Source organism: Streptomyces botrytidirepellens (assembly GCF_003721215.1).
GTDB classification, from domain to species: domain Bacteria; phylum Actinomycetota; class Actinomycetes; order Streptomycetales; family Streptomycetaceae; genus Streptomyces; species Streptomyces himastatinicus.
On the sequence record NZ_RIBZ01000161.1, the window covers coordinates 1 to 9,626 of the forward strand.

11 protein-coding genes are annotated in these 9,626 nt (G+C 72.4%); 8 read left to right on the forward strand and 3 right to left on the reverse strand.

Annotated elements, in window-relative coordinates; translation table 11 throughout:
- The coding region (locus EEJ42_RS12135; protein ID WP_148081924.1) for an ROK family transcriptional regulator at positions 1 to 867 on the reverse strand (867 nt) is incomplete at its 3' end.
- 191 nt (positions 868 to 1,058) lie between these two features.
- Here EEJ42_RS12135 and EEJ42_RS12140 point away from each other — a divergent pair.
- A complete protein-coding gene (locus EEJ42_RS12140) occupies positions 1,059 to 1,346 on the forward strand; it encodes a ribosomal protein L7/L12 (protein WP_123099956.1) in 288 nt (95 codons plus the stop codon).
- A 73-nt stretch (positions 1,347 to 1,419) separates the two neighbouring features.
- Here EEJ42_RS12140 and EEJ42_RS12145 read toward each other — a convergent pair whose 3' ends face one another.
- The gene (locus EEJ42_RS12145; protein WP_123099957.1) at positions 1,420 to 2,097 is read right to left on the reverse strand and encodes a GntR family transcriptional regulator; all 678 of its coding nucleotides are present in this window, start codon (positions 2,095 to 2,097) and stop codon (positions 1,420 to 1,422) included.
- Positions 2,098 to 2,261: 164 nt separating this feature from the next.
- Between EEJ42_RS12145 and fdhD the strand changes: the two genes are divergently transcribed.
- From fdhD to EEJ42_RS12175, 6 genes are all read left to right on the forward strand, one after another.
- Positions 2,262 to 3,113 (forward strand): formate dehydrogenase accessory sulfurtransferase FdhD, encoded by an 852-nt coding sequence (gene fdhD / locus EEJ42_RS12150; RefSeq protein ID WP_123099958.1) that lies wholly within the window; start codon positions 2,262 to 2,264, stop codon positions 3,111 to 3,113.
- A gap of 61 nt (positions 3,114 to 3,174) precedes the next feature.
- A complete protein-coding gene (locus tag EEJ42_RS12155) occupies positions 3,175 to 3,759 on the forward strand; it encodes a TetR/AcrR family transcriptional regulator (protein ID WP_123099959.1) in 585 nt (194 codons plus the stop codon).
- A 138-nt stretch (positions 3,760 to 3,897) separates the two neighbouring features.
- Positions 3,898 to 5,322: an MFS transporter gene (locus EEJ42_RS12160; protein WP_246096389.1), complete on the forward strand. Its 1,425-nt coding sequence runs from the start codon at positions 3,898 to 3,900 to the stop codon at positions 5,320 to 5,322.
- Positions 5,319 to 6,077, forward strand: coding sequence for an SDR family NAD(P)-dependent oxidoreductase (locus EEJ42_RS12165; RefSeq protein ID WP_123099960.1), 759 nt, complete (start codon positions 5,319 to 5,321; stop codon positions 6,075 to 6,077). Before EEJ42_RS12160 ends, EEJ42_RS12165 begins: the two co-directional genes overlap by 4 nt.
- 114 nt (positions 6,078 to 6,191) lie before the next feature.
- The gene (locus EEJ42_RS12170) at positions 6,192 to 7,430 is read left to right on the forward strand and encodes a serine hydrolase domain-containing protein (RefSeq protein ID WP_123099961.1); all 1,239 of its coding nucleotides are present in this window, start codon (positions 6,192 to 6,194) and stop codon (positions 7,428 to 7,430) included.
- 34 nt (positions 7,431 to 7,464) lie between these two features.
- Positions 7,465 to 7,827 (forward strand): MerR family transcriptional regulator, encoded by a 363-nt coding sequence (locus EEJ42_RS12175; protein ID WP_123099962.1) that lies wholly within the window; start codon positions 7,465 to 7,467, stop codon positions 7,825 to 7,827.
- A gap of 52 nt (positions 7,828 to 7,879) precedes the next feature.
- On the opposite strand, the gene EEJ42_RS12180 is transcribed toward EEJ42_RS12175, so the two are convergent.
- Positions 7,880 to 8,338 carry a MarR family winged helix-turn-helix transcriptional regulator gene (locus tag EEJ42_RS12180; RefSeq protein ID WP_123099963.1) on the reverse strand — a complete coding sequence of 153 codons (459 nt, stop codon included), beginning with the start codon at positions 8,336 to 8,338 and terminating at the stop codon, positions 7,880 to 7,882.
- 106 nt (positions 8,339 to 8,444) lie between these two features.
- On the opposite strand from EEJ42_RS12180, the gene EEJ42_RS12185 reads away from it, so the two are divergent.
- Positions 8,445 to 9,374 (forward strand): quinone oxidoreductase family protein, encoded by a 930-nt coding sequence (locus EEJ42_RS12185; RefSeq protein ID WP_123099964.1) that lies wholly within the window; start codon positions 8,445 to 8,447, stop codon positions 9,372 to 9,374.
- The last annotated feature ends 252 nt before the right edge of the window (positions 9,375 to 9,626 follow it).

Consider the following 9,626-nt stretch of genomic DNA (forward strand, 5'->3'; position numbering starts at 1 on the left):
GAGGTGCCCCACGGCCTCCAGCCGCGCGGCGAGTTCGGCGGAGCGGCCGTCGCGGGCGGCGGCCTCGGCGTCGCGGGCGAGGGCCGCGCCGCCGAAGTAGGCCTCCAGGCAGCCGTGGTTGCCGCAGGCGCAGGGGCGGCCGTCGGGCTCGGCCTGGATGTGTCCGATGTCGCCCGCGCTGCCGGTCGTACCGCGGTAGACATCACCCCCCACCACGATGCCGCAGCCGATACCAGTGCCGATCTTGACGCAGAGGAAGTCCTTGACGGAGCGTGCGACTCCGGCGTGCTGCTCCCCCATGGCCATGAGGTTCACGTCGTTGTCGACCATGACGGGACAACCCAGTTCCTGGCTGAGCGCCTCCCGTACGGGGAAGCCGTCCCAGCCCGGCATGATCGGCGGCGCGACGGGCACGCCCTCGGGGTACCGGACGGGGCCCGGCACTCCGATGCCCGCGCCGTCGAATCCCTCCGCGACGCCGGAGGCGCGGAGCTTGGCGGCCATGGCCAGCACCTGTTCGAACACCGCGACCGGGCCCTCGCGGACGTCCATGGGCTGCGTGAGGTGGCCGAGAATCTCCAGTTCCGCGTTGGTCACGGCCACGTCGACGGAGGTGGCGCCGATGTCGACGCCGAGCAGGCGCAGGGCGGGCGCGAGCCGTATGTTGTGCGAGCGGCGCCCGCCCCGTGAGGCGGCGAGGCCGTCGGCGATCACCAGCCCGGTCTCCAGCAACCGGTCGATCTCGACGGCGAGCTTGGAACGCGAGAGGTCGATCTGATCGCCCAGTTGAGCCCGGGAGTTGGGGCCGCCGTCGCGCAACAGGCGGAGCAGCCGGGCCTGATGCGCGTTCGCGGGTCGTGCCGTCATGCGCCTCACGCCGCCCCTCCCGCCGTCATCGGCATGCACATGGTCGGGCTTTCACGGGGAACGTAGCAGCGGTTGTCGGGAGTGGGAAGAACTTGCGCCGCAATCCATGCGGACTTTCTCCTGCGGAAGGACAAACTAGAGGTGAGGCAGGGGCGATTTCTCGTCAGGGCCGCGCCGTTATCATTCCGATCATGGAAATAGCCAGCTATGCCACCCTCGTGGTCGTCGTCCTGGTGTACGGCAGCCTGGAAGCCCGCCTCAAGCGGCTGGAGCGCCGGAACGCCCGACTGGAGCGCAAGGCGGATCTGATCCTCGACCACCTGGGCATCCGTCAGGAGGAGCCGGGCATGGAGCGGGTGACGGCCCTGCTGCGCGAGGACAAGAAGATCCAGGCCATCAAGGAGTACCGCGAGATCACGAACGCGGACCTCAAGGAGGCCAAGGAAGCGGTCGAGCGTATGGACGGGACCCGCGGCTGAGGCCGCGGGCACGGGCCCGACCGGCGGTCGGGTCAGTCGCCGGCGCGCTCGGCGGCGCCGGTACGCTCGGCGGTCAGTCGCTGGGGCGCTCGTGATAGCTGCGGCGCGTGTGCTCCGTGTGCGCGCGCATGATCTCCGTGGCGCGCCGTTCGTCGCGCTCCGCGATGGCGGCGATCAGCTCGCGGTGCTCGGTCCAGGACTGCTTGCCGCGCTGCCGGGCCACCGGGGTGTAGTACCAGCGGACCCGGCGGTGCACCTGGGCGGCCAGGCCCGCCAGCACCGCGTTCCCGGCGAGCGCCATCACCGTGGCGTGGAACTCGGCGTTCGCGGCCACCGCGCCGTCCACGTCGTCGTCCAGGACGGCCCGTTCACCGGTGGCGCACACCTCCTCCAGCGCCGCGACCCCCTCCGGTCCCGCGCCCGCGGCGGCCAGCCGCGCGGCCTCGGCCTCCAGCAGGGTGCGGACGGTGAGGAGCTGATCGGCCTCCTCCTCCGTGGGCTCGTGGACGAACGCGCCCTGCGCCGGGCGCAGATCGACCCACCCCTCGGTGTTGAGCCGCTGGAGCGCCTCGCGCACCGGCTGCCGGGAAACGCCGAGCTGGCTCGCCAGTTCACTCTCGACGAGGTGCTGGCCGGGGCGGAGGGCGCGGGTGGTGATGAGTTCGAGCAGCGCCTCGTAGACGCGCTCGCGCAGCGGCCCGGGCCGCTCCAGCCTCGGCACCGCGCCCTGCGGCAGCCCCTTGGACAGCATCGCGCCCCCTGTGGATCGGTGTCGGCCGGATTCCCGGATTGGTTATTGTCTACAGTTTACGCATACCGGGGCTACGGCCTCAGGGCCACGTGCAGGACAATGAGACCTCCCAGCACGCACGCATCCACGCACGCAACCCACGCACAGAACCGGGACTGATCGACATGGGACGGGTCACTGAGCGACGCCGCGTCATCCGCCTCCGGGACGGGGTGGTCAGCACCCGCCCGGACACCCTGGTGGCCGAGGAGCCGCTGGAGATCCGGCTGAACGGACGGCCACTGGCGATCACCATGCGCACACCGGGCGACGACTTCGCGCTGGCCGCCGGTTTCCTGGTGAGCGAGGGCGTGCTCGGGAGCGCGGACGAACTGGCGAACATCGTCTACTGCGCGGGCGCGACCGAGGACGGCTCCAACACCTACAACGTGGTGGACGTGAAGCTCGCCCCGGGCGTGCCCGTCCCCGACATCACCCTCGAGCGCAACGTCTACACGACCTCGTCGTGCGGCCTGTGCGGCAAGGCCAGCCTGGACGCCGTCCGCACCACGGCGCGCTGGCGGCTGGACGATACTCACGCCCCCATCCGCATCACCCCGGAGACCCTGACCGCCCTGCCCGACCGGCTGCGTGCCGCGCAGCGCGTCTTCGACCGCACCGGCGGGCTGCACGCGGCGGCGCTGTTCACGCCGGAGGGCGAGCTGCTGGACGTACGGGAGGACGTGGGCCGCCACAACGCGGTGGACAAGCTGGTCGGGCGAGCCGTCCAGCAGGGGCTGCTGCCGCTGTCCGGGGCCGTGCTGCTGGTCTCCGGCCGGGCCTCCTTCGAGCTGGCACAGAAGGCGGTGATGGCGGGGATCCCGGTGCTGGCCGCGGTCTCGGCGCCGTCGTCGCTGGCCGTGGACCTGGCGGACGAGGCGGGGCTGACGCTGGTCGGCTTCCTGCGCGGCACGTCGATGAACGTGTACGCGGGCGAGCACCGGCTCGCCCTGCCGACGGCGGTCGGCGGCGCCTGACGGCACTGTCACCCGAACGAATTATTGACCGATCGTTCTGGATGGGTGCTAGGGTTTCCGCATGGCCAGAACGAAGGAATTCGATCCGGAGGCCGCGCTCCAGTCGGCTCTCGAGCTGTTCTGGCAGCGCGGCTATGAAGCGACCTCGATGGCGGACCTCGTCGAGCACCTCGGCATCGGCCGCGCCAGCATCTACGCGACCTTCGGAAACAAGCGCGAGCTGTATCTGAAGGCGATGGACCGCTACGCGGAGACGCGCGATCCGTCCCTGCTGGCCGAGTTGTCCCAGCCGGGCCCCGCACTGCCCGCGGTGCGGGCGCTGGTGCACCGCTTCGCCGAGGAGGCCGCATCCCCGGAGCAGCGGCTGGCAGGCTGCCTGGTGACCAACACCGCGGCCGAACTGGCCCCGCACGACCCGGTGATGGCCCGCCGAGTGGAAGTGAGCTGGGACCATGTGGAAACCCCGCTGCACTCCGCGCTGATACGGGCCCAGGCCCAGGGGGAGCTTCCCGAGGACCGCGACCCCCGCGCGCTGGCGCGGATGCTGTTCGTCCTGCTCCAGGGACTACGGGTGGTGGGCAAGGCGTCGGACGACCCCGCCCGGGTACGGGACGCGGCGGAGCAGGCGCTGACACTGCTGGACTGAAGCCCGACCCCGGGGCCAACCCTCCCTACGACACACGGCACAACAGCAGCCGTTCCTTTTCCATGAGCAGCTGTTCCTTTTCCATGCCCGCTTCCATGCCCGCATATTAAACCGATCGGTCAAAAATTGGGGGACGAGATGACCGCCACGGATACGCCGCCGTGCGGTACCCGCACCGGTACCGCCACTGGCACCGGCATCACCACCGGCACGCGCCGGCGCCGGGCGTTCGCCCTGCTCGGCTCCGTGCAGATCACGCTGATCTTCACGCTCGCCGCGATCGCCGTGCCGCTGCCCGAGATCGGGCGCGCATTCAGCCTGGAGCGCGCCGATCTGATCCTGCTGAGCGCCGCCTACGGACTGACCTTCGCCGGGCTCCTGCTCTTCGGTGGCCGCATCGCCGACCGCTACGGCGGGAGGCGAGCCCTCGGCGCCGGACTCACGCTCTTCGCCGCGGCCTCGGCCGCCGCCCCGTTCGCCCCCGGCATCGGCACGCTCCTCGCGGCCCGCTTCGCCCAGGGCGCGGGGGCGGCGCTGATCGCGCCCGCCGCGATGGCCGTGCTGCGCGCCGTCTTCCCCTCCCCCGCGACGTACGGGAGGGCGATGGCGTCCTGGGGCGGGCTCTCGGTGCTCGGCGCGACCGCGGGCAATGTGCTCTCCGGCGTCATAGCGGAACTGCTGTCCTGGCGTTGGAGCTTCGCCGTACCGTTCGCGGTGGCCGCGGCCGCCCTGGCACTCGCGCCCCGGCTGCTTCCGGACACCGCGCCGACCCCGGGCCGGACGCTCGATCTGCCGGGCGCGCTGCTGGCCACCGCGGGGATCACGCTCGCCAGTTACGGGCTCGTCGTCACCGACGCCCTGCCCTGGTCGTCAGCCGGGGTGCTGGTGCCGCTGCTCCTCGGGGCCGCGCTGCTCACCGCGTTCTGGTACGCCGAGCGCCGGGCCGGAGATCCGCTCCTGCCGCCCCGCTTCCTGGCGGACCGGCAGCGGGCTCTCGCCCTCGCGGCCATCGCGCTGAGCGCCTGCGCGACCGCGATGACCTTCGTGACGTTCTCGCTCCACCTCCAGCAGGACCGTGACTGGTCCCCGCTGCGGACCTCGGCCGCCTTCCTGCCGTTCGCCGTCGCCCTGCTCGCCTCGGGCCGGTCGGCGGGAGGGCTCATAGCCCGCTTCGGCCCCCGGAAGGTCACCGCCGCCGGGCTGGCCACGGCCGCTGCCGGGCTCGTGCTGCTGGCCCTCACCGGGCTCGACCCCCACACCCCGTACGCGTCGGGGCTGCTGCCCGGGCTGATGCTGCTGCCGACCGGTACGGCGGCCTCCTTCGCCGGGGCCGCGGTCCTCACCACCGACGGCGTGCCGCCCGGGCGGACCGGGCTCGCCGGCGGGGTGCTGAACACGGCGATGGAGCTGGGTCCGACGGTGGTCTTCGCCATCGTGCTCACCTTCGGCAGCGACTCCTTCTCCCTCGCCGCGACGGGGGCCGCGCTCGCGGCCGCCGCCGCCCTGAACCTCCGCGTCCAGCGGAGCCGTCCCTCCTCCACCGCACAAGGAGCCATACGATGAACCGCTTCACCGCAAAGACCGCCCTCGTCACCGGCGCGGGCTCCGGCCTCGGCCGTGCCATCGCGCTCGCCTTCGCCGCCGAGGGCGCGTCCGTCGTGGCCGCGGGGCGCACCGAAGCCACCCTGGCCGAGACGGTCCGCCTCATCGAGGCCGCGGGCGGCCGAGCCGCCGCCGTCACCGCCGATGTCACCGACTCCGGCCGACTGCGCGATCTGGTGCGCGAGACCGTCAGCCGCTTCGGTGGGCTGGACATCGCGGTCAACAACGCCGGGATACTCCGCGGCCAGGGGCCGGTCGGCGAGGTCAGCGAGGAGGACTGGGACGCGGTGCTGCGCACCAATGTCACGGGCGTCTGGCTGGCCATGAAGCACCAGATCGCCCACATGAAGGAGAACGGCGGCGGGGCCATCGTCAACGTCTCGTCCAACCTCGGCGCCCACCTCCGGGTTCCGGGCGTCGGCGCGTACAGCACCTCGAAGGCGGCGGTGGCCGCGCTGACCCGGGCGGCCGCGCTCGACCACATTCACCAGGGCATCCGGATCAACGCGGTCAGCCCCGGCGCCTCCGACGGCCCCATGTCGCTGCTGCCCGGCGAGACCGAGGCCGACCGTGTCGAGCGGATGAAGACGCAGACCCCGCTGGGCCGGCTCGCCGAGGCGGACGAGATCGCGGCGGCGGTCCTCTACCTCGCCTCCCCGGCGGCGGGTTCCGTGGTCGGCACCGACCTGGTCGTGGACAGTGGCTCCTCGGCCTGACGGCGCCTGCCACACCGTAGGGCTGCCCCCACCAGGGCCCGGGGCCTGCCCCCACCCGGGCCCGGGGGCCGTCTCCATGGTCCGGGCCCCCTCGCCCCGGCAGGCTGGGGCGACATGAACAGACGTATCAGAACAGCCCGTTTACGTCTCGCCGCGGCCACCACGGCGGCCGCCGCCCTCCTCGTCGGCGCCGCCTCCGTCCCGGCGGCCACGGCCGACCACAGCACCGCGTCCGCCGCGCCCACCACGCTCACCTCGAAGGAGCTGCACCAGCGGGTGACCCGGATCCTCCGGGACGCCGGATACACCGGCATCACCGTGGAGGTACGGGACGGCCGCCGCGAGGTCCGCGCCCGGGCGGGCGTGGCCGAGCGGAAGACCGGCCGCCCCATGCCGTACGGGGCGAACTACCGGGCCGCGAGCGTCACCAAGACCTTCGTGGCCACGGTCGTGCTCCAGTTGGTCGCCGAGGGGGAGCTGTCGCTGAGCGATCCGGTGGAGAAGTGGCTGCCGGGCGTGGTGGGCGGCAACGGCAACGACGGCAGCCGGATCACCATGCGCAACCTGCTCCAGCACACCAGCGGCATCTACCGCTACGACCCCACGGAGGAGACCGGGGACACGGCCGAGGCGTTCGAGCAGAACCGGTACCGCCACATCGACCCCGCGGAGATCGTCGCCGGAGCGATGAAGCACCGGCCCGACTTCCCGCCCGCCGCCGAGGACGAGCCGAATCCGCAGTGGAGTTACTCCAACCCCGGCTATCTCCTCGCCGGAATGATCATCAAGAAGGTCACCGGGAAGTCATGGGACAAGGAGGTCCATGAACGGATCGTCCGCCCGCTGGGCCTGACCGGCACGTACGCGCCCGGCGACAACCCCTATCTGCGGGGTCCGCACGCGCATACGTACAAGCGCTTCCCCGGCTCGACCGAGTGGACCGACACCACCGTCCGCAATGTGAACTGGGCGGGCCCCGCGGGCTCCCTGATCAGCACCGATCACGATCTGAACCGGTTCTACACCGCGCTGCTGGGCGGGGAGCTGCTGCTGCCGCCGCAGCTCGCCGAGATGCGCCGGACCGTCGCCGTCAACGCGGACTACGAGAAGGCCTTCCCCGGGATGCGCTACGGCCTCGGGCTGGCCCAGCAACCGCTGACCTGCGGCGGGGACCGCTGGGGCCACGGCGGTGACCTGGCGGGCGGCACGATCAGGGCCACCACCGACGCCCACGGGCGCCGCTCGGTCGTGGTCATGACCACGGGCGCGACGTCCGATGACGAGCAGCTCCTCGCGGCCGAGCGGGAAGTCCAGGCGCTGCTCGACGACGTGATGTGCGCTCGTAAACTCTGACGGCGGAAGTCGGGGAGCCGGAGGAGAGAAGTCCATGCGCATCGGCGAGCTGTCCCGGCGTACCGGGGTGAACGAACGCCTGCTGCGCTACTACGAAGAGCAGGGCCTGCTCCGGCCCGACCGGCTGCCCAGCGGCTACCGCGTCTACCGCGAGTCCGATGTGCGGACGGTGCACCGCATCCGCGCCCTCCTCGCCGCGGGCCTGTCCACCGCGGTCATCTCCCAGGTCCTGCCGTGCGTCCGCGACGACGGCGAGCGGCTGGTCCCGACCTGCCGGGATCTGCTGGGCCAACTGCGGCGGGAGCGGGACCGGATGACGACCGCGATCGAGGATCTGGAGACGTCGCGGTCGCTGCTGGACCTGGTGATCACGGCGGGTCAGTCCGCCACGGACTGACCCGCGACCACCGCCACGGACTGACCCGCGACCAGCGGACTGCCGCCCGCCGCTACGCCTCGCGGCACGGCTCGTCCGGCTCGGCCACCCGCCGCAGCAGCGCCATCAGTTGCTCGCGCTCCGCCGCGCTCAGCCCCGCCGTCAGCTCGTCGTTGGCCTCGTCGCCCAGCCGTCGCGTCCGCACCAGCCGCCGCTCGCCCTCCTCCGAGATGGCGATCGCGTTCTTCCGGCGGTCGCGCGGATCGGGTCTGCGGGTGACGAGGCCCTCCCCTTCCAGGTCGCCCACGATCCCGACCATGTCCTTGGGGTCGATGCCGAGGCTTCGCCCCAGCTCCGCCTGCGATACGGGTCCCAGCTCCGCGACGGCGGACAGCACCGCGTGATGCATCATCCGCATCCCCTCCCGGGCCAGCGCCTCCGCCACCAGACGGTGCCCGCGGGCGGCGGCGCGGCCGAGGAGCCAGCTGGGCAGGGAGCGGATGCGGGCGGGGGCGAACGGGGTCTCGGGCATGGCCTCAGCGTACCCGGCACATCATTGGATGTACCAACGTTGGCATTCCCAATGATTCCCGCTACCGTTGGGCCGCCCAATGAATTCCATCGCCCCGGGAGGCCCCATGCGCCGCGTCCGTTTCCACGCCCACGGCGGCCCGGACGTCCTCCGCCTGGAGGAGGCCGATCCGCCCACGCCCGCCCCCGGCGAGCTGCTGATCCGTACCGAGGCGATCGGCGTGACCCTGCCCGGGGTCCGCCGCGTCCGGGACACCGGTACACCGCTCCCCGGGTCGTTCGGCGGCGACATCGCGGGGCGGGTGGCCGCACTCGGGGACGGCGTCACCGGCTTCGCCGTCGGCGACCGGGTCAGCGCGATCTCGTTCGCGGACTCCTACGCCGACGTCACCACCGCCCCCGTCGTCACCGCCTCGCCGATCCCGGACGGCGCGACCGCCGTGGAGGCGGTCGCCCTCGTCCGCGGCGGCCATGTCGCCCTCGCCGCCCTCGCCGCCGCCGCGCCCTCCCCCGCCGAATCGCTGCTCATCACGGGTGCCGCGAGCGGTGTCGGCCATCTGGCGGTCCAACTGGCGTGCGTCCAAGGGGTGCGCCGCGTCGTCGCGGCCGTCGGCGACCCGGCGAAGGCCGCGTTCGTGCGCGACCTCGGCGCGGACGAGGTGGTGGCGTACGGGGACGAGTCCTGGGGCGAGCCGGTCGACGCGGTGCTCGACGGCGTCGGCGGCGACCTCCTCCCCCGCGCCCTCGCCGCCCTGGCCCCGGCCGGGCGGCTGGTCTTCTTCAACTCCGGCGGTGGCACCGTCCCCGCGCACGCCCTGCTCTCCGGCTCGAAGACCATCACCGGGCTGACCATGGCTCACTTCTCGCAAACCCGACCCGAGTCGTACGCACAGCACCGCGGCGAGCTGTGGCGGCTCTTCGGCGAGGGCCGCCTGTGTCCCGCCGTGCACGCCGAAATACCGCTCGACCAGGCCCCGAAGGCCCACGCCATCATCGAGTCCCGCACCAACCGGGGCAAGGTCGTCCTCATCCCCTGACGCACGGTCCTTGTTTCCACCCGGCGCAAAGCGGGACACTTCTGCGACAGTCTCCATGAGACATGGGATGTCGTGATGTCTTGATGTCCAGATGGCACTGAAGGGCAGGTCGTGACCATGGCGTCAGATCCCCGCACACGCCCCCGGACCAGACGTTGGCGGCGCCGCGCCTCGGTGCTTCTCGCCGCCGCGGCGCTGGCCCTGACTCCGCTTCCGGTACGGGCCGCGGACACGGACGACACCGTGTCCGCG

What these genes read in the sequence shown, in the direction of transcription:
- EEJ42_RS12180 (WP_123099963.1), bottom strand. Translation starts at nt 8,338, where the DNA reads ATGCCCGAGACCCCGTTCGCCCCCGCCCGCATCCGCTCCCTGCCCAGC.
- EEJ42_RS12145 (WP_123099957.1), bottom strand. Translation starts at nt 2,097, where the DNA reads ATGCTGTCCAAGGGGCTGCCGCAGGGCGCGGTGCCGAGGCTGGAGCGG.
- EEJ42_RS12140 (WP_123099956.1), top strand. Translation starts at nt 1,059, where the DNA reads ATGGAAATAGCCAGCTATGCCACCCTCGTGGTCGTCGTCCTGGTGTAC.
- EEJ42_RS12165 (WP_123099960.1), top strand. Translation starts at nt 5,319, where the DNA reads ATGAACCGCTTCACCGCAAAGACCGCCCTCGTCACCGGCGCGGGCTCC.
- EEJ42_RS12185 (WP_123099964.1), top strand. Translation starts at nt 8,445, where the DNA reads ATGCGCCGCGTCCGTTTCCACGCCCACGGCGGCCCGGACGTCCTCCGC.
- fdhD (WP_123099958.1), top strand. Translation starts at nt 2,262, where the DNA reads ATGGGACGGGTCACTGAGCGACGCCGCGTCATCCGCCTCCGGGACGGG.
- EEJ42_RS12155 (WP_123099959.1), top strand. Translation starts at nt 3,175, where the DNA reads ATGGCCAGAACGAAGGAATTCGATCCGGAGGCCGCGCTCCAGTCGGCT.
- EEJ42_RS12175 (WP_123099962.1), top strand. Translation starts at nt 7,465, where the DNA reads ATGCGCATCGGCGAGCTGTCCCGGCGTACCGGGGTGAACGAACGCCTG.
- EEJ42_RS12160 (WP_246096389.1), top strand. Translation starts at nt 3,898, where the DNA reads ATGACCGCCACGGATACGCCGCCGTGCGGTACCCGCACCGGTACCGCC.
- EEJ42_RS12170 (WP_123099961.1), top strand. Translation starts at nt 6,192, where the DNA reads ATGAACAGACGTATCAGAACAGCCCGTTTACGTCTCGCCGCGGCCACC.